Genomic DNA, 18550 nt, shown 5'->3' on the forward strand with positions numbered 1-18550 from the left:
GAATAAAAGAGATAGCGGCAGTAAAAGTCTTCATAAACTTTTATCGCCGCTACCGTTTTTCCTATACATTATTATATATAGCTACACTTTCAGGCTATACGGTTCGCGTATCGGATTTCCTCTTCGTCTGTTAGCTTCGTCGTCAAAGAAAAATTCTTCTTTTTCCGGATTCCACACCAGTTTGCGGTCAAACTCGTAACAAAGATTTACGATATGGCAAAGCGAAGCCGTACGATGTCCGATCTCAACGGTACTAAGCGGCTGTTTGCGAGTCTTCATTGCTGTGAGGAAATCATTGTAATGATCGTCGCTCTTATACAATTTGATCTTGTCATCACCGATCACTTCATCCTGTAGTTTGGCAGGTATCGTATCCAGAAAACTACGGCTGATATCGATCACACCGTCCGAACCGATAAAGCGGACTGCATTTCCATCCGCCTTACGGAAAGGCTCATGTGTCATTACTGTTCCGTTGGCATAACGCATGCTAAGCGGTTTCAGTTCTCCTTCCTCAGGAGGAGTAAACTCAATCGGACCGGAATCGTCCATGCCCAAAGCCCATTGGGCTATGTCAAACATGTGGGCACCCCAGTCACAGATCATACCACCACCGTATTCCCGGTAATTACGCCAGTTCGGGAACATATTCCGCTCCATAGGCGGAGCCAGTTCCTCATTATATACATTCATGGGAGCCGGCCCGATCCACATTTCCCAGTCCAGCGTCTTGGGAACCGGTTGCGCAGGAAGATCATATTTAACAGGAGGAGGTCCGATGGAAACTTTTACTTCTTTTATCTCACCGATATACCCATTACGGACCAGTTCACAGGCATGGCGGAAGTTTCGCCATGAACGTTGCATGTTGCCGACCTGCAATACCCGGTTATATTTCTTAACGGCATCGGCCATGGCACGTCCTTCCTCGATACTGTGCGACATGGGCTTCTCCACATATACATCTTTTCCGGCACGGCAGGCTTCAATAGTCTGTACCGCATGCCAGTGATCCGGTGTGGCAATAATCACACCGTCGATATCGCTGCGGTTCAGTAGTTCATGATAGTCGGCATACAATTTAAAACCTTTATAGGCCTGTCCTTTTGCCTTTTCGGTTTCTTTTTCGACAATTGCCTGCATGGCATTCAACTGGCGGGATTCACAGTCGGATGCTGCAATCAGATTCGCACGGCGGGCAAACTCGGGAGCTAACGTCCAGCGTCCCTGTGCCCCGCAGCCGATAATCCCGAGATTTATCTGATCGCTGGGAGCGACAAAATTCGTTCCACCTAAAATGTGACGGGGTAAAATAGTGAAGCCGGCAAGGGCCAGTGCCCCACTCCTGATGAAGTTTCTTCTTTTCATTATGTCTGCATTATGGTATTAGAGAAATTGAGATATTTCCACAAATCTATAAATAATACCTTAAAATACAAACACTTGAACACGAATATATATAGAAAATATTCCGTTTAAAAGTGAGACAGGAAGGCTTTTATCAATGAAGGATTAAGTAAAGCCGGGAACAGAAAACCATATACCGCCCCGTAAAAATGGGCATTGTGGTTGATATTGTCTCCCGCACGTTTAGCCATATATTGACAATAAGCCAGGTAAACTACTCCAAAGATAATTCCCGGTACAGGAATGATCGCAAACAGTAATATTTTACTCCAGGGGTCGAACAATATATAGGAAAACAGAATCGCCGATACGGCTCCCGATGCTCCAATGGAGACATAATAAGGATCATTATGATGTTTTACCAGGTCATAAATGGAAGCAAAGATCATCCCTCCGAAATAAAGTCCCAGAAATCCCCAGGTTCCGAAACCCAAGTAACCAAAAACCTTTTCTATATAGGTTCCGAACGACCAGAACGTAAACATATTGACTAACAGGTGCGTCATATCCGCATGAACGAAACCATGCGTTATCAATCGGTACCATTCATTATTCTTTACCGTGCGGTAGGGGATCAACGCCAGCTTACGGAACAATTCCGCATTATTGAAACAGAGATAAGACACTAAAACGGTTATACCTATAATAATATATGTAATCATCTTCTTTTATTTGATATATCCGGCAAATGTAGTAAAGATTTGTTATTTACAAATTACCTTACTACCTTTATCAACCTGTAACAAAATATAAAAAGAATGCTGGCAGCCATACACATACAATGGGTCGTTGGGGTAATATTCATTATATTATACTCCGTCACCATCCTGGGACTAGTTCTGGTTATTATAGCGGAAAACAGAAATCCGTTAAAAACCATTCCCTGGGTCATCGTATTGTTGCTGGCTCCGGGTATCGGCCTGCTGTTCTATTTCTTCTTCGGACAGGACAACCGAAAACAGCGTATCATCTCCCGAAGAACCTACAAACGTATTATGAAACGACCGCAGGAAGGCAAACTTCCGCAGGACGCCTGTACTGTCCCCGGTCCGTACCAACCGTTAGTCACATTGCTGAGTAACAACAATCAGTCTTCCCTGCTCTATGGCAGCGAGATTAAAATATATACGAACGGAGCTGACAAATTCAAGGATCTACTGGACGATATACAAAAGGCAAAACATCATATCCACTTTCAATATTATATCTTTTGTGACGATGAAGTCGGGACACGGTTCAAAGACGCCCTGATTGCAAAGGCAAAAGAGGGGGTCCAGGTGCGGGTTTTATACGATGACGTAGGCTGCTGGAACGTAAAAAACAGTTTCTTCGACGAAATGCAGGAAGCCGGAATTGAGGTATATGCCTTCCTGAAAGTAGCATTCCCGGTCTTCACCAGCAAAGTGAACTACCGGAAGCACCGGAAGATTGTCGTTATAGACGGGCAGATCGGCTATATGGGCGGTATGAATATTGCCGATCGCTATGAGAAAGGTACGGAATGGGGTATCTGGCGCGATACTCATTTCAGGATAATAGGAAAAGGAGTACACGGCCTCCAGTCCGCTTTCCTGATCGACTGGTATGTCATCAGTAAGAAATTGCTGAATGACAAAATATATTATCCCCTGACTCCGATATACCATGACGACAATATTATGCAGATAGCAACCAGTGGTCCGGTCGGGCAATGGCGCACACTGTTGCAGGCCTATATCTTTGCCATCGCTAATGCCAAAAAGTACATTTATATACAAACCCCTTATTTCCTTCCGACCGAAGGATTGAACCAGGCACTGCTGATCGCAGCGTTGGGAGGTATCGATGTACGCCTTATGTTACCCAAACGCTCGGATACCCGCAGCGCCAATATGGCGACACACTCTTTTATCGATGAGATGGTGAAGGCTGGTGTGAAAGTATATTTCTATGAGCCTGGATTCCTCCATTCCAAACTGATGATAATCGACGATGCGCTTGCCTGCATCGGATCGGCCAATATGGACTTCCGGAGCTTCGAACACAATTTCGAGATAAATGCATTCGTCTATCAACCATCTTTCGCCATACAGATGAAGCGGGTGTTCATGCACGATATGCACAGCTGCGAACGACTGATTCCTTCACGCTGGCTAAAACGGCCAATCAAACAGCGCCTCGCCGAATCGTTCATGCGCCTGTTCTCGCCGCTCCTTTAAGCCTTTTCTTCTTTTATGAAAATACTGAAATTCACCGAACCGTATACACGTTGCTGGTCAAAATACGGTAGGTGGGAGAAATCATTCGTTTTCGGATGCTCCATCACGAAGATACCGCCGTCACGCAATAAGTCACGCTCAAAAACCAAGGCAGGGACCTCCGGCAGTTCCTTCAGCGCATAAGGGGGATCGGCAAAGATAAAATCAAAGCCCTGTTTCGGTGCCGAATGAAGATAACGGAACACATCGCCACGGATCAGATGAAGCGAATCTGTCTTTAACTCTTTCGCTACCTTTGCAATGAAAGAGGCATGTGCATTGTTCTTCTCGACAGCCGTCACGCTTTTGCATTCTCTCGACAGCAGTTCGAAAGAGATACTCCCCGTTCCGGCAAACAAGTCCAGCGCATCGGCACTTTCCAGGTCGGTCAGGTTGTTGATCACATTAAAGAGATTCTCTTTCGCAAAGTCAGTAGTCGGCCGTGCACTGAAAGATGACGGTACGTCAAAACGCCTCCGGCCATATATTCCGCTTATAATTCGCATACAGATAAAGCTATTAAATCCAACGGGGCCTGAACAACCTCGGCACCCAACAAATAAGCATCCGACGGTATCTCGGCCGGACTGATATATTGTATATAATTACGTAACGTAGTTGTTATGCTGTTACGCAGGGAGACACCTCCATAGATATGAAGCTGGTCCCTCTCCTGATCCATGCCGACCTGTTTCCATACATATAATATATAGTACAGGATATCATCCGGCTTATCATACTCAAACGTATTGACAAAAAGTAGTTTCCCCTGCGCAAAACAAACCACGTCCATCATCTTCCGATGCAGCACTACATACAATTGCCGGGGGATCAACATACGGCTCTGCTGTTTCCATAAAGCCAGCTGGGGAGTCATATGGTGGATAAACGACGGATTGATCAGCGAGCGGGAACAAAACTCATACACCTCTTCATCCATGCCGAACACGACCTCCGCCGCCTCACGTGTCAGCAAATTATGCAGACATTTATTCTCCGGGGCAGAAAACGTAAACGACAGCAGATCCGTTTTCTGCTTGTCCGTAAAGACTTCCTCCGGCACCACCGTATACTGCGGCGTAACACAAACCAGGTTCGTCCGCCTATACGAATAAGTCATAAACTCGTGCTCAAAGAAAAACTCTTTCAGGGAAGAGACATAAGGCTTCGTCCGGTCGAACTCCACGTTTCTGTAAAAGAAAGTCTCGCTCTCCGAAGGGCTGTATCCTGAAAAAGAAAGTCCATCCGACCTAAGCCGGATGGACATTATGTATTTTCCAGAATTATCAGCAGTCAACGTATCAGGAATACTGATAGTCATAAGCAATTGATTATTCCCAGTTACCTGCGTTGTTATTAATTTCAGTCAGTGAACCAACACGTAAACCCGGATATTTTTCCAGCTTTTCAGCCTTGTCCTTCAGGTTTACAACCAACTGTTTGTCCAGGTCACCCAGATAATCGTCATACTTAACGCCTGCTTCAAATACTTTTACAGTATAACCGGAACCGGAAGTCAGTGTAGCTGTATCCATAGAGAACTTAACGCTTGTTCCCGGAACATTGGCCAGATCATCAGCATTGTAGCTGGCACCGAACAATGTATCTTTTGCCAGGACCCAGATAGTATCACGTCGGATCAAACCTTTCTTCACAGCTTCTTTCTCTGTCATACCTTTTTCCAGCTGCTCGTCAGTCAAAACACCTTCCTTGATCAAGAACGGAAGCTTATCTTCCTTCAGGAACTTAACCAAGTCATTGAAACTACCAGCATGAGTCTTATACACATTCTTGTACTCGATCTGAGCTTTACGAATATCGATCAGACGAGCTTTAATAAGACTTTCACGCGCATCTTTTGCTTCATTGAATTCGATCGGCGTCATGATGCTTCTGTAGCAAATGTAAACTAGCAGGAGAACTGCAGCAGCTAATAAAATCTTTAATGTAACTTTCATGGTTTGTATTGTTTTTTTGAATTTATTTCGTTCGGCAAATTTAAAAAAGAATATTTAATACACTACCTTTATCACCAAAATTATTGCAATCAAAATGATAAATAGTTATTTAAGCCGCCAAATTACGCAAAATTTCCCACATAATCCGACAGAAGACCAGTTTTCTGCATTAAAAACGCTCACGGATTTTCTGCTTTCGGTGGAATCGGACACACTCCTGTTGCTGAAAGGATACGCAGGAACCGGAAAAACGTCGTTGGTCGGTGCCCTGGTCAAAACTCTGAACGAACTGCAACAAAAAACATTTCTGTTGGCTCCAACCGGCAGGGCAGCTAAGGTTTTTTCGAACTATTCGGGGCAAAAGGCTTATACGATCCATAAAAAGATTTACCGCCAGAAGGCATTCTCCAACGAGCCGACCGGGTTCATGCCTGCTGATAATTTACATAAAGATACGTTATTTATTGTTGATGAAGCATCCATGATTTCCAATGACGGAATCGACTCGATTTCTTTCGGGACGGGACGGCTGCTCGACGACCTGATACAATACGTCTATTCGGGGGAAAACTGCCGCCTGATCCTGATGGGCGACGTGGCCCAGTTGCCGCCTGTCATGCAGACCGAAAGCCCGGCACTCAACCCGGAAATACTCAGAGGATACAACCTGCAAGTACAGGAAATCACCCTGACACAGGTCGTAAGGCAAAGCGGCGATTCGGGTATTCTGCTCAATGCAACCCGTTTGCGGGATGCGCTGCGGAATAACACCGTAGAAATCTATCCTAAACTTCAGTTGAAAGGTTTCGCCGACTTCAGAAAGGTCAACGGGGATGAACTGATCGAGGAAATATCATCGGCCTACAGCCATGACGGGATCGAAGAAACAATGATCATCACGCGCTCCAACAAACGAGCCACCATCTACAATAACGGCATCCGCAACCGGATACTGTACCGGGAAGAGGAATTATCGGCCGGCGACCGCTTAATGGTTGCCAAAAACAATTATTACTGGACCAGCGACTGCAAGGAAATGGACTTCATCGCCAACGGCGAAATCGTACAGATACTCCGCGTCAGACGGACGACCGAGCTTTACGGCTTCCGTTTTGCCGATGTAACCGTCCGCTTTCAGGATTACGACCTGGAACTGGATATAAAGATACTGCTCGACACCCTACAGACCGACACCCCTGCCCTGCCGAAAGAGCTAAACGACAAGCTGTTCTTCACCATTCTGGAAGATTATGACGATGTCCCCACCAAGGCCGGAAAAATGAAGAAGATGAAAGCCGATCCGCATTACAATGTAGTGCAGGTAAAATATGCCTATGCCATCACCTGCCACAAGGCACAGGGCGGACAATGGATGAACGTCTTCCTCGATATCGGATATATGACGGAAGAAATGCTGGGAGAAGATTTCTACCGGTGGCTCTATACCGCTTTCACCCGTGCCACCCATCGGCTGTATCTGGTTAATTTACCGGATGAATTTGTTGAGTGACAGCACACTTTTTCACATATTAAGTACGTTACATAAATAGAAATAGTTATTTTTGCTGCAATATAAGACAGAGAGGTCGCAAATAGTGCCTTTTGGGACACAACGCCTCTTGCAAATTAAAATAAAGGAATGGCAAATAAAGAAAAAATAGATTATCTGTTACTTGATATCAAGGAACTGGAGACGTTGATAGCCGGTATGCGCGACGCAGAAGTATATCCGGTATCCTTCTTTAGCCAGACATTCAATCTGACACATAAAATACTGAATGACCTTCATTCGCTGGAGACTGCACAGATTGAAATGTTACGTAAACAAATGGAAGCCCATCAGGCATTGATACAGTCACTTCCGAACCCGGTTGCCACCGCGGCACCCGCTCCCGAAGAATACAAACCGGAAGTAAAAGAACCGGAAGTAAAAGAAGAGCCGGTCGCAGAACCCGTGATCGTCCCGGAGCCAAAGATGGAACCCGTGCAGGAAGTCATCATCGAAAAGACGGAAATCGTCACCGAGCAGTCCGAACCTCCCCATAAATCCGTCACTTCGGAAAAGCAAAGTGTTTTCCTGAGTGACATTCTGGAGAAGAAAAACCTGTCCGACTTCCGCAAGGCATTCAGCCTGAACGACCGCTTCCGTTTCCGTCGCGAACTGTTCGGTGGCAATGAAGAGAAAATGAACAAGGCGATTACCGACCTCAACGATATCCATTCGTATGAAGAATCGGTAACCTACCTGAATAACGAACTGAAATGGAACATAGAAGATGAAGCCGTAGCCGACTTCATCAAGCTATTGGAAAAACGATTCCTCTGAAGAATTGAAAATTATGGCAAAGTTAACAGTTGTACCGACTCCCGTAGGAAACCTGGAAGACATGACCTTCCGGGCCATCCGTGTGCTGAAGGAAGCCGACCTGATCCTGGCCGAAGACACCCGCACGACCGGTATTCTGCTGAAACATTTTGAGATACAGAACAAGATGCAGTCGCACCACAAGTTCAACGAACATAAGACTGTGGAGCAGATCGCTTCCCGCATCAAAGGCGGCGAAAACATCGCACTCGTATCCGACGCCGGGACACCGGCCATCTCCGACCCGGGCTTTATGCTCGTCAGGGAATGTGTGCGGCAGGGTGTCGACGTGGAATGTCTGCCGGGAGCAACCGCATTTGTTCCGGCCCTCGTGGCCTCCGGGCTACCGAACGAAAAGTTTTGTTTCGAAGGATTCCTTCCCCAGAAGAAAGGTCGTCAGACCCGCCTGAAGGAGTTGGCCGTCGAATACAGGACGATCATTTTTTACGAATCACCTTTCCGACTGGTAAAGACGCTAACCCAACTAGCCGAATTCTTCGGAACCGACCGACAAGTATCCGTGTCGCGCGAAATATCCAAGCTGCACGAAGAGACCGTCCGCGGAACCCTGGAAGAGGTTATAGCACATTTTACCGTGAACGATCCGAGAGGTGAGATTGTTATTGTATTAGCAGGCTTAAAAGATAAAAAGGAAAAAGAGACAGAAAAAGATGTTTAACTCAAAAAACAAAAAGAACATGAAGAAGTTATTATTAGCTTGTACCTGCGCGACATTGCTGGTTTCCTGCGGACAGAACTCAGCCGAATACAAAAAGCTGAAAGCCGAAAACGATTCTCTGAAGATCGAGAATACGAAAGCGACCAGCGAAATGAATGAGATCCTTTCTACATTAAATGATGTAGAGGCAGACATACAGTCTATCCGCGATGCGGAAAACTATCTGAACCTTCAGCAGCAGACTGGCGGTGAATTCAGCAAAAGCAACCGCGAACAGATCAAGCAGAACATGCAACTGATCAGCGAAACATTGAAAAAGAACAAGGAAACGATCAGCCAGCTGGAAGACAAGCTGAAAAAGAGCGGCATCCAATCGGCTGCCCTGCGGAAGACAATCAGCCGCCTTTCTTCCGAACTGGACCAGAAAGCTACGATGATCGTCGCTTTGCAGGAAGACCTCGCAAAGAAAAATGTACGTATCCAGGAACTGGACGAAATGGTCTCTTCGTTGAACGAAGATGTGGAAAACCTGGCTACAACAGCTGCCGCCCAATCTGAAAAACTAAACGAACAGGACAAGGCGCTCAACACGGCTTACTACTGCTTCGGTACGGCTAAAGAGCTGAAAGACCAGAAAATCCTTTCCGGCGGCGGTCTTTTCTCCAAATCAAAAGTATTGCAGAGCGGTTTCAACAAGGACTACTTCATCTCTGTCGACGTTCGTGAAGTAAAGGAAATTCCGTTGTTTGCTGCAAAGGCTAAACTGAAATCCAACCATCCGGAAGGTTCTTACGAATTCGTGAAAGACGAAGACGGCAACCTGACACTGAATATCACAGACCCGAAAACATTCTGGAGCCTGGGCAAATACCTGGTGATCGAAGTAGGATGATGAAATACAAAAACCTCTTTATAGATCTGGACGATACCCTTTGGGATACGTACCATAATAATAAAGAATGCCTCGAAGAGCTTTATACCGATCACCACTTTGACCGGTATTATGCCTCCTTCGAGGCTTTCTTTGCTATCTATTGGCCGCACAACGAGCTGCTTTGGAAGCAATACCGTGCGGGAGAGATCGACAGGCAGACGCTTATCATCGACCGCTTCCGTTATATGCTGCGCCCGATGGGCATCGAAGATACCCAGGCGGTACTGGCCGTCAACAATGATTTCCTCAGGCGCACGACCACCAAGACACGGCTGGTTCCCGGAGCAATCGAACTGCTGGAATATCTTCGCCCTTCCTACCGCCTGTATATCCTGTCGAACGGCTTCCGCGAAGTGCAGGACAAGAAACTGCGCAACTCCGGCCTGGCGCCTTATTTCAAGCGGATGATCCTGTCGGAAGACGCTGGTATCCAGAAACCGCACAAGGGCATCTTCGACTTTGCCCTGATCAATACCAACTCCCGCCGCAACGAGACGCTGATGATCGGCGACTGCTTCGAGGCCGACATATTCGGTGCCCGCCAATCGCGGATCGACCAACTCTGGTTCAACCCGCAGGGACTGCCGCCCCAGGAGTTTACCCCGACCTATACGGTCAGCAGACTGGAAGAGATAAAAACACTTTTGTAAATAGAATACCTAAAGGGGAGGAAGAGCAGATAATCCAATTGTATTATCAAAATGAACTATCATACTATCATATTATCTTTTAACGCACATGCAATCAACACATTACACCATGACAGTTAGCATTTTCAACTATCATTTAACTGTCATAAACCGTCATAACCTTGTCTTGAAACCTGATACATAACAGTCTTTCTCTGCTAAGTATATTGCTTATTTTCAACAGTATAGTTATTTATGTTGCCTGACACCCGGGTCTCGATAACCTTTACACCCGGGTCTGAGCATCGTCGACATCCGGGTGTAAAACAGGTCGAAACGGGCGTCTTAAAAACAAAAAGCAAGTATTCCCGGAAAATTAGTCTATTGTTTTTGAGAAATTATTAAGCAGGGAAGAGCAATATGAGATGCAGAATACTCTTCTTTACAGTGATTTTTCGGGAGGTAAAAGAGCGATGATTTTGTTAAATATGTATCATATGCCTGGATAAAATGAGGGTATGATAGATGATATGATAGTTATGGCTTTCAACCATCACACACTAATAGATTAATAATAAACACATTACATCCATTTATGACAGTATGATAGTTGATTCGCTGAAAAACCTTATTGAAAAAGGTTCAAATATAGAAAAATATGAACTATCTGCTTAATAGTGCCGGGAGTAACCAATTCCCCTCTTGAGAGGGGATAAGGGGTGTGTTAAAGCTAGTTATAGGGCGAAACTATAACACACCCCCTTCCCCCTCTCAAGAGGGGAGCCAGTTACAACCAGTCAATAATTAGATAGTTCAATTCTGATAAATTTTGAATGAATCCCAATCCCCCAATTTATGGTGGAAAGCGGCAAAACCGGACACGTTCCTTATCAGAATTCCGACGTAAAATGGAACCTGATATCCGGGAAATCCTGCTGTGCCATGGTCAGCACATAGCCGGAATCGGCCAGATAAACGTCGCGCCCTTCTTTGTCGAGCGCCATATACTGGGATTTACGTTTCTTGAAATTCTCTAAAGCAACAGGATTGTCACTCTCGATCCAACAGGCTTTGTACAGGCTGATCGGTTCCCATTTACATTGTGCGCCGTATTCATGCAGCAGGCGGTACTGGATAACCTCAAACTGCAACTGCCCTACCGTACCGATAATCTTGCGGCCGTTGAACTGATTGGTGAAAAGCTGTGCCACACCTTCGTCCATCAACTGCTCGATACCTTTGTTCAATTGCTTGGCCTTCATCGGGTCGGCATTTTCAATGTATTTGAACATTTCCGGAGAGAAGCTGGGCAATCCCTTGAAATGAAGCTCCTCGCCCGAAGTCAGCGTATCGCCGATCTTGAAATTCCCGGTATCCGGCAAACCGATAATATCGCCGGCAAAAGCCTCGTCCACCGTCTCCTTCTTCTGCGCCATAAAAGCAGTCGGGCTACTGAAACGCAATTGTTTGCCGAAACGGACATGTTTATAAGGAGCGTTACGCTCGAAACGACCGGAACAGATCTTTACGAAAGCGATACAACTACGATGGTTCGGGTCCATATTGGCATGTATCTTAAAGATAAAGCCGGTGAAGCTATCCTCTTCCGGTTCAACCACACGTTCCACCGCCTGAATAGGACGGGGAGACGGGGCAATCTTGATAAAGCAATCCAGCAACTCCTTCACACCGAAGTTGTTCAGGGCAGAGCCGAAAAAGACAGGTGCGATATCCCCTTTCAGATACGTATCCACATCGAACTCCGGATAAACGCCTTCGATCAACTCGATGTCCGCACGCAACTTTTCTGCCAGCGTATCGCCGATATGGTTTTCCAGCTCCGGACTGTTGATATCGTTGAACTCGATCTTTTCCGTCACATACTGTTTGCTCGGCGTATAGAGGTCGAGTTTCTGTTCATATATATTATATACCCCTTTGAAACGCTGTCCCATATCGATCGGCCAGCTCAGAGGGCGTACCTTTATCTGCAATTCTTCTTCTATCTCATCCAGAAGGTCGAAAGGATCTTTACCGTCACGGTCCATTTTGTTGACAAACACGATCACCGGTGTCTTGCGCATACGGCAGACTTCCATCAACTTACGGGTCTGGGCTTCCACACCTTTGGCAATGTCGATTACAATAATTACACTGTCTACGGCTGTTAACGTACGGAAAGTATCTTCGGCGAAGTCCTGGTGGCCCGGGGTATCGAGGATATTTACTTTATGGTCGTCATAGTCGAAAGCCATCACAGAGGTTGCAACGGAGATTCCACGTTGTTTTTCTATTTCCATCCAGTCGGAGGTCGCCGTCTTCTTGATCTTGTTGGACTTAACAGCTCCTGCCACATGGATCGCGCCACCGAACAACAGTAGTTTTTCCGTCAATGTGGTCTTACCGGCATCCGGGTGGCTGACAATAGCAAACGTTCTTCTTCTTTTAATCTCTTCTGAATACTGACTCATTTTTATATCGTTTATTTTATTTCAAACAGGGTTATGAACAGGGTTTTCAACATACTTATCAACATATCAACAGGGTTATCAACAACCTACAGTTTCTCCATGCAAACGCGGAGACTCTCTTCCCAATGTGGGATAACAATGCCGTATGTTTCTTTTATCTTCTTCTTATTCAACACACTATAAGGAGGACGGACCGCCTTTGTCGGGTAATCTTTCGTTTCGATCGGACGGACGCGGCATTCTATTCCGGCCACCTCAAGGATTTTCACCGTAAAATCATACCAGCTGCAAACACCTTCGTCGGAAAAATGATAAATCCCCGGCACAAAGGCATCCCGCTCGCCAGAGTCAACCACCGTGAGAATGGCTGCTGCCAGGTCGCCTGCATAAGTCGGTGTCCCGATCTGGTCGAATACGAAACCGAGCTCATCCCGTTCTTTTCCCAGACGAAGCACGGTCTTCACGAAATTATTCCCGAACTCCGAATATAACCAGGCGGTACGGATAATCACCGCATCGGGACAAACTTCCTGTAAAATCTCCTCACCGGCCAATTTAGTCCGGCCGTAAGCCGAAACAGGCCGGGTGACATCGGTCTCCACATAAGGACGACAGTTTGTTCCACTAAATACATAATCGGTAGAGACGTGAATCATCTTAGCTCCCGCCTCATGTGCCGCTTTACCCAACACACCGACAGCAAAAGTATTGATGCGGCGGCACAGGGCCTCGTCGTCTTCCGCCTTATCGACGGCCGTATAGGCGGCACAGTTCAATATATAGTTCACTCCGTTGTCCTTTACCACCGCCCGCACAGCAGCAGGATCGGTAATGTCCAACGTGTCGACATCTGTAAACAGGAAATTATATCCGGAATATTTGCCGGCTAACAAACGAATCGAATTACCCAGTTGCCCATTGGCACCGGTTACCAGAATTGTTTTCATGTCATTAATCTTCTAATTTCAATTCTCCGTTCATATCTTCACGATACTTTTCGGCAAGGAGGGCCAGAAAAGAACTGATCTGTTTGATCGCTTCCTGCGTTTCCGGACTGACGGTTTTTCCCTGCATACGGAGAAGCAGATAGCCATAGATTGCATTAAAACAGGTCTCCAGTTCAGGTAAGTCCTCTCCCCCGGATTTTGCGCGGAGTTGCACTATATAAGGGAGCGTTTTATAGTAGGCCGCCCCGTAAACCATTTCTTTCGTAGATTTAAGCAGCCGCAGATGCAGGTCGGTCAAGGCTATGATGACATTCTTGTTCAACTGGATATGTCCTTTTTCCTTGACACCTTCGCTACGCATCATCTCAATCAGTTCCTCATACCATCCGGCTATTTCTTCCTTCACATCGTCCGGCTGGTCGTATTGGGCGATCACCGTACGACGGATCGAATCGATGTCAAACTGGTTGGCACGTATCAGGTCTTCCACCTGCCACATGTATAACAGATACTCGGCTATATTTTCTTTTCTTTTTTGCTTCGCTACAATCATGGTTGCAAAGATACACTATATTCGGATATCGCCCGATAGAAATCAGCATCTTTAACACCTAACTGACGGCATGCCAGACGTGCAGCATTGAGGTTTGTCAGGAAATAACTGTCCGGGACATGTATCGGGAAATCCCCGTAACGGGTCTGGAGGAACGTCGCCCCGTCTTTCTCGATCACAGAATGTTCGCCGTAAGAGATAGCTGTAATATCCTCGCGCACTTCCTCTGCCAGCTGCTTCACAGCCGGGTCGCCTTCAAAATAGATCAGTTTGCCTTCACGTTCGATCAGGGTCGTGAAGTTCCTGAACGTATCATAATAAGCATCCGGAGTGGGATGGTCGGTATCCGGCGTCCATGACAGATTGGTCAATATCGCGATATGGGGACGGAAAAACTCCAGCTGGAAACGTTTCTCCAAAGCAGACGTAACATGTTCATCACCTTCGATCAGGGCGATGCGTGCTTCATAACTCATATGTACACGATTCGGCAACAAAGGAATCTCGCTGGTCAATGCATAGTCGAAAGCCAGCTTCTGCCGTTGAAGGGCACGAATGATCATCGAGATAATTGTTTTCTTTCCGCGGCTTCCCGCAACAACTACCCGTGTCTTCTCTTTGGTCCGCTGAAAAATAAATTCAGGTATAGAGAGAATTAATAACCCTAATTCCTTAGCTCTTATCAGTTCCGGATTATCCTGTTTGACAGTGGCACCCAGAACGACAAAATTATTATCCTTTGTTAATCTCTCCGGAAACCAACCGTTTCCATGGCAAGTACAACCGGCAGCGTGCAGCTTTGCTATCACATCTTCTGTTATACCATTGCCGGAAACACTCACATCATATCCCTTCTCATGAATAGCCAAAGCCAGGTCAAGCACAAGAGGTTCGGTTACGGAGATTAAATGAACTTTTCGCATCACTTTGAATTTGTCGCAAATGTACACATTTTCATCAAGCATCAACATATAAGGAATAGAAAAAACATGCTTATCTTTGACACAAAAAAAGTGAAATGGATATACAGATAATCGATACGGGCTACTTTTATGCAGACGGCGGCGCCATGTTCGGAGCGATTCCGAAAACTGCCTGGAGCCGGCGTTACCCCAGCAACGAAACCAACGGCTGCGTCCTGGCAATGAGGAGCCTGCTTGTATCAAACGTTCCCGAAAAAGTGATCCTTATCGACAACGGAGCAGGCACGAAACATCTCCGGCAACTGAGCTATTATAATTTCTTCGACCTGGTCGATCTGGGGGAAGAATTACATAAGCGCGGCATCTCACCCGGACTAGTGACGGACGTTGTCCTCACCCACCTGCATTTTGACCATTGCGGTTATTCAACCTTAAAAAATGAAGAGACGGGAGAAATCTATCCGGCCTTTCCCAACGCGACATACTGGGTCAGCCGCAAGCAATGGGATAATTTCCTGCATCCGAACACACTGGAAAAAGATTCTTACTTCATAGAAAACATGAAGGCGATAGCCGACAACGGACAACTGCGCCTCATCGATACCGACACGGAACTTTGTCCGGACATCGACCTGCGCCTCTTCGACGGACATACGCCGGGGCAGATCGTTCCATATATCCATACTCCCGGACAGACTTTCGTCTTTGCCGGAGACGTGATTCCCCTGGCAGCCAGTGTTTCACCGGAGTGGATTTCGGCTTACGATACCTTCCCGGTCACTTCTTATCAGGAAAAAGTCCGCATGCTGGAAGAAGCCGCCAGGGAAGGTCAAGTCCTTATTTACTGTCATGATGCTTATACCAGATGCAGTACGGTAAAGAAAGTCAACGACTTTTTCAAGAAAGATAAAACGATAGAAATATAGTAAGTTTACCGATTACCATCCGGATTCATTTCAGAAATAAAATAAATCACTATCTTTGGAAACAATCTGTTACAGATCATAAGATATATGAAAAAGACATTATCATTTATAACTTTTAATAACGCATGAATAAACTAAGCAAACTAACGCTGTTGTGTGCAGCTTTTGCCGGAATGATGGCATGTTCCGATGGTAAAATCGCGAAAGGCGATTACGGCATCATCCCTCTTCCGCAGGAAGTTTCCATGGTCAATGGAAGCTCTTTTGTGTTAACGCCTTCTACTTCCATCATTTACCCGGAAGGAAATGACTTACTGAAACAGGCTGGCGAGTTCCTGGCTTCTTATATTAAGGAAGCAACCGGCTATGCTCCGAAAGTGGGGACCGACAAGAGTTCCAAGCCGATCCATCTGTCGGTCGACAAAAGTATCTCCAACCCTGAGGGTTACCGGCTGACCGTTACTCCGGAAGGTATCGAGATTGCAGGTGCGAGCGAAGCCGGCGTATTCTACGGCGTACAGACTTTACGCAAATCGATTCCCGCAGTGGCCGAAGGGATGAATATCGAACTCCCGGCCGTAACGATCAACGACTATCCCCGTTTCGCTTATCGCGGAATGCATCTGGATGTGTCGCGCCACTTCTTCCCGGCTGATTCTATTAAGAAATACATCGACATATTGGCATTGCACAATATGAACACGTTACATTGGCATCTGACAGACGACCAGGGATGGCGTATCGAGATCAAGAAATATCCGGAACTGACAACAATCGGTTCCCAACGCAAAGAAACAGTGATCGGACGTAACTCCGGCGAATATGACGGCAAGCCTTACGGCGGTTTCTATACTCAGGACGAAATCCGCGACGTCATTGCCTACGCCAAAGAACGTTTCGTCACAATCATCCCCGAGATCGACCTGCCCGGACACCAGCAAGCTGCGTTGGCGGCTTATCCGGACCTAGGGTGTACTGGCGGCCCGTATGAAGTATGGACACAATGGGGCATTTCCGACGATGTGATCTGTGCCGGCAACGACAAGGCGATGCAGTTCCTGGAAGATGTGTTGTCAGAGGTGATCGACCTGTTCCCGTCCGAATATATCCATATCGGAGGCGATGAATGTCCGAAAGTACGCTGGAAAACCTGTCCGAAATGCCAGGCACGCATCAAAGCGGAAGGCATCAAGGGAGACCAGAAACACAGCGCCGAAGAATATCTGCAAAGCTACGTGATCTCACGCATGGAAAAATTTGTGGAAAGCAAAGGACGCCATATCATCGGCTGGGATGAAATCCTGGAAGGCGGACTGGCTCCGAATGCGACGGTAATGAGCTGGCGTGGTGTAGACGGCGGTATCGAGGCAGCCAAACAACATCACAATGTGATCATGACACCGAATACCTATCTTTATTTCGACTATTACCAATCTACCGACACAGAAAACGAACCGTTGGCTATCGGTGGTTACCTGCCGCTGGAACGGGTTTATTCACTGGAACCGACTGCCGGTATTCCTGACGAATATAAGAAATATGTAATCGGCGTACAAGCTAACCTTTGGACAGAATATATCCCGACATTCTCACAGGTTGAATACATGGTTATGCCGCGTATGGCAGCCCTTGCCGAAGTGCAGTGGACCGACCCGAGCAAGAAAGAATACCAGAGTTTCCTACCCCGCCTGGTCCGTATGACAAAACTGTATGACCGCCTGGGTTACAACTATGCCAAGAATATCTTTGACATTCACGCAGAATTCACCACCGATACGGAGAACAGCGAAGTCGTCGTAACTCTCTCTACCCTGGGTGACGGTGATATCTACTACACACTCGACGGCAGCGAACCGACAAGCGCAAGCAATAAATATGAAGCTCCCGTAAAGATCAAGGAAAACGCAACCATAAAAGCCGTTGTCGTTCGTCCGACAGGCAACAGCCGCGTATTCTCTGAAAAAATCAATTTCAGCAAATCGACGGCAAAACCCGTTACTTTGCGTGTTGCTCCGAGTAAAGGATACGATTTCAAAGGTGGTCCTGAAATGACGGACGGCCTGACCGGTGATACAAATTACAAAACCGGCCGTTGGCTGGGCTTCCAGGGAAAAGACCTGGATGCGGCGATCGACCTGAAACAGCCGGTCGAAATCAGCAAGGTGGCTTTCAATACCAATGTGGTTAAAGGCGACTGGATCATGGGGGCTGCCGGAGTTACCGTAAAGGTATCCGAAGACGGTAAGAACTTCAGGGAAGTGGTATCCAAAACAATCCCGTCCCTGAAACAAACCGATAAGGATGGCATCTATCCGCAGGAAATTACCTTCGATCCGGTAAAAGCCCGTTACGTGGAAGTGATAATCAAAAGTGACAAACTGCCGGCATGGCATGGCGGCGCAGGTAATCCGGCCTATCTGTTCGTAGACGAAATTATTATTCAATAGGGTAAAACATCAACATTAAAGCCGTCTAAAAGACTTACCTCTTTCCGACAGTAAGTCTTTCAGACGGCTTTTTT

17 protein-coding genes are annotated in these 18550 nt (G+C 46.6%); 8 read left to right on the top strand and 9 right to left on the bottom strand.

Features of this window, described 5'->3' with window-relative positions; genetic code table 11:
* Positions 1–81 precede the first annotated feature (81 nt).
* Together C825_RS25485 and C825_RS25490 are read right to left on the bottom strand one after the other, a co-directional pair.
* A complete protein-coding gene (locus C825_RS25485; protein WP_009859702.1) occupies positions 82–1368 on the bottom strand; it encodes a Gfo/Idh/MocA family protein in 1287 nt (428 codons plus the stop codon).
* A gap of 107 nt (positions 1369–1475) precedes the next feature.
* A complete protein-coding gene (locus C825_RS25490; RefSeq protein WP_010800635.1) occupies positions 1476–2069 on the bottom strand; it encodes a rhomboid family intramembrane serine protease in 594 nt (197 codons plus the stop codon).
* A 96-nt stretch (positions 2070–2165) separates the two neighbouring features.
* On the opposite strand from C825_RS25490, the gene cls reads away from it, so the two are divergent.
* Positions 2166–3605: a cardiolipin synthase gene (cls, locus tag C825_RS25495; RefSeq protein ID WP_010800636.1), complete on the top strand. Its 1440-nt coding sequence runs from the start codon at positions 2166–2168 to the stop codon at positions 3603–3605.
* Here the strand turns inward: cls and rsmD are convergent.
* Genes rsmD through C825_RS25510 form a run of 3 tightly spaced genes read right to left on the bottom strand, consistent with a single transcriptional unit; the run spans position 3602 to position 5602 of the window.
* Positions 3602–4150 (bottom strand): 16S rRNA (guanine(966)-N(2))-methyltransferase RsmD, encoded by a 549-nt coding sequence (rsmD, locus tag C825_RS25500; RefSeq protein ID WP_010800637.1) that lies wholly within the window; start codon positions 4148–4150, stop codon positions 3602–3604. The genes cls and rsmD overlap by 4 nt on opposite strands.
* Positions 4138–4965: a DUF3822 family protein gene (locus tag C825_RS25505; RefSeq protein ID WP_009859706.1), complete on the bottom strand. Its 828-nt coding sequence runs from the start codon at positions 4963–4965 to the stop codon at positions 4138–4140. The genes rsmD and C825_RS25505 overlap by 13 nt, the downstream gene beginning before the upstream one ends.
* Before the next feature lie 10 nt (positions 4966–4975).
* Positions 4976–5602: a hypothetical protein gene (locus C825_RS25510; RefSeq protein WP_010800638.1), complete on the bottom strand. Its 627-nt coding sequence runs from the start codon at positions 5600–5602 to the stop codon at positions 4976–4978.
* A gap of 94 nt (positions 5603–5696) precedes the next feature.
* On the opposite strand from C825_RS25510, the gene C825_RS25515 reads away from it, so the two are divergent.
* The 5 genes from C825_RS25515 to C825_RS25535 all read left to right on the top strand — a co-directional run bounded on the left by C825_RS25515 (position 5697) and on the right by C825_RS25535 (position 10230).
* A complete protein-coding gene (locus C825_RS25515) occupies positions 5697–7112 on the top strand; it encodes an ATP-dependent DNA helicase (protein WP_010800639.1) in 1416 nt (471 codons plus the stop codon).
* A gap of 129 nt (positions 7113–7241) precedes the next feature.
* Positions 7242–7928, top strand: coding sequence for a DUF8457 domain-containing protein (locus tag C825_RS25520; protein ID WP_010800640.1), 687 nt, complete (start codon positions 7242–7244; stop codon positions 7926–7928).
* 13 nt (positions 7929–7941) lie between these two features.
* Complete coding sequence (rsmI, locus tag C825_RS25525; protein ID WP_009859710.1) at positions 7942–8646, top strand: 16S rRNA (cytidine(1402)-2'-O)-methyltransferase; 705 nt, start codon at positions 7942–7944, stop codon at positions 8644–8646.
* A gap of 19 nt (positions 8647–8665) precedes the next feature.
* Entirely contained in the window at positions 8666–9538 is an 873-nt protein-coding gene (locus C825_RS25530) for a Cbp1 family collagen-binding glycoprotein adhesin (RefSeq protein ID WP_010800641.1), read from the top strand.
* On the top strand, positions 9538–10230 hold the full coding sequence (locus C825_RS25535) for a YjjG family noncanonical pyrimidine nucleotidase (RefSeq protein ID WP_173012325.1): 693 nt from the start codon (positions 9538–9540) through the stop codon (positions 10228–10230). Before C825_RS25530 ends, C825_RS25535 begins: the two co-directional genes overlap by 1 nt.
* Positions 10231–11099: 869 nt before the next feature.
* Here C825_RS25535 and C825_RS25540 read toward each other — a convergent pair.
* The 4 genes from C825_RS25540 to C825_RS25555 form a co-directional block, all read right to left on the bottom strand.
* Positions 11100–12680 carry a peptide chain release factor 3 gene (locus tag C825_RS25540; protein ID WP_010800643.1) on the bottom strand — a complete coding sequence of 527 codons (1581 nt, stop codon included), beginning with the start codon at positions 12678–12680 and terminating at the stop codon, positions 11100–11102.
* 86 nt (positions 12681–12766) lie between these two features.
* Positions 12767–13627 carry a dTDP-4-dehydrorhamnose reductase gene (rfbD, locus tag C825_RS25545; RefSeq protein WP_010800644.1) on the bottom strand — a complete coding sequence of 287 codons (861 nt, stop codon included), beginning with the start codon at positions 13625–13627 and terminating at the stop codon, positions 12767–12769.
* 4 nt (positions 13628–13631) lie between these two features.
* Complete coding sequence (locus C825_RS25550; protein WP_010800645.1) at positions 13632–14180, bottom strand: DUF4924 family protein; 549 nt, start codon at positions 14178–14180, stop codon at positions 13632–13634.
* Positions 14177–15103: a Mur ligase family protein gene (locus C825_RS25555; RefSeq protein WP_044215151.1), complete on the bottom strand. Its 927-nt coding sequence runs from the start codon at positions 15101–15103 to the stop codon at positions 14177–14179. Before C825_RS25555 ends, C825_RS25550 begins: the two co-directional genes overlap by 4 nt.
* 95 nt (positions 15104–15198) lie before the next feature.
* Here C825_RS25555 and C825_RS25560 point away from each other — a divergent pair, with 95 nt between their 5' ends.
* Entirely contained in the window at positions 15199–16029 is an 831-nt protein-coding gene (locus C825_RS25560; protein ID WP_010800647.1) for an MBL fold metallo-hydrolase, read from the top strand.
* A gap of 125 nt (positions 16030–16154) precedes the next feature.
* Complete coding sequence (locus tag C825_RS25565) at positions 16155–18476, top strand: glycoside hydrolase family 20 protein (protein ID WP_010800648.1); 2322 nt, start codon at positions 16155–16157, stop codon at positions 18474–18476.
* The last annotated feature ends 74 nt before the right edge of the window (positions 18477–18550 follow it).

Source organism: Parabacteroides sp. ASF519, from assembly GCF_000364265.2.
Lineage (GTDB): Bacteria > Bacteroidota > Bacteroidia > Bacteroidales > Tannerellaceae > Parabacteroides > Parabacteroides goldsteinii.

Bases quoted from the DNA above. Each gene is read 5' to 3' on its own strand.
- C825_RS25485 (WP_009859702.1), bottom strand. From the start codon at position 1,368: ATGAAAAGAAGAAACTTCATCAGGAGTGGGGCACTGGCCCTTGCCGGC.
- C825_RS25505 (WP_009859706.1), bottom strand. From the start codon at position 4,965: ATGACTATCAGTATTCCTGATACGTTGACTGCTGATAATTCTGGAAAA.
- C825_RS25490 (WP_010800635.1), bottom strand. From the start codon at position 2,069: ATGATTACATATATTATTATAGGTATAACCGTTTTAGTGTCTTATCTC.
- C825_RS25550 (WP_010800645.1), bottom strand. From the start codon at position 14,180: ATGATTGTAGCGAAGCAAAAAAGAAAAGAAAATATAGCCGAGTATCTG.
- C825_RS25520 (WP_010800640.1), top strand. From the start codon at position 7,242: ATGGCAAATAAAGAAAAAATAGATTATCTGTTACTTGATATCAAGGAA.
- rsmD (WP_010800637.1), bottom strand. From the start codon at position 4,150: ATGCGAATTATAAGCGGAATATATGGCCGGAGGCGTTTTGACGTACCG.
- C825_RS25565 (WP_010800648.1), top strand. From the start codon at position 16,155: ATGAATAAACTAAGCAAACTAACGCTGTTGTGTGCAGCTTTTGCCGGA.
- C825_RS25535 (WP_173012325.1), top strand. From the start codon at position 9,538: ATGAAATACAAAAACCTCTTTATAGATCTGGACGATACCCTTTGGGAT.
- C825_RS25515 (WP_010800639.1), top strand. From the start codon at position 5,697: ATGATAAATAGTTATTTAAGCCGCCAAATTACGCAAAATTTCCCACAT.
- C825_RS25510 (WP_010800638.1), bottom strand. From the start codon at position 5,602: ATGAAAGTTACATTAAAGATTTTATTAGCTGCTGCAGTTCTCCTGCTA.
- cls (WP_010800636.1), top strand. From the start codon at position 2,166: ATGCTGGCAGCCATACACATACAATGGGTCGTTGGGGTAATATTCATT.
- C825_RS25555 (WP_044215151.1), bottom strand. From the start codon at position 15,103: ATGCGAAAAGTTCATTTAATCTCCGTAACCGAACCTCTTGTGCTTGAC.
- C825_RS25540 (WP_010800643.1), bottom strand. From the start codon at position 12,680: ATGAGTCAGTATTCAGAAGAGATTAAAAGAAGAAGAACGTTTGCTATT.
- C825_RS25530 (WP_010800641.1), top strand. From the start codon at position 8,666: ATGAAGAAGTTATTATTAGCTTGTACCTGCGCGACATTGCTGGTTTCC.
- rsmI (WP_009859710.1), top strand. From the start codon at position 7,942: ATGGCAAAGTTAACAGTTGTACCGACTCCCGTAGGAAACCTGGAAGAC.
- C825_RS25560 (WP_010800647.1), top strand. From the start codon at position 15,199: ATGGATATACAGATAATCGATACGGGCTACTTTTATGCAGACGGCGGC.
- rfbD (WP_010800644.1), bottom strand. From the start codon at position 13,627: ATGAAAACAATTCTGGTAACCGGTGCCAATGGGCAACTGGGTAATTCG.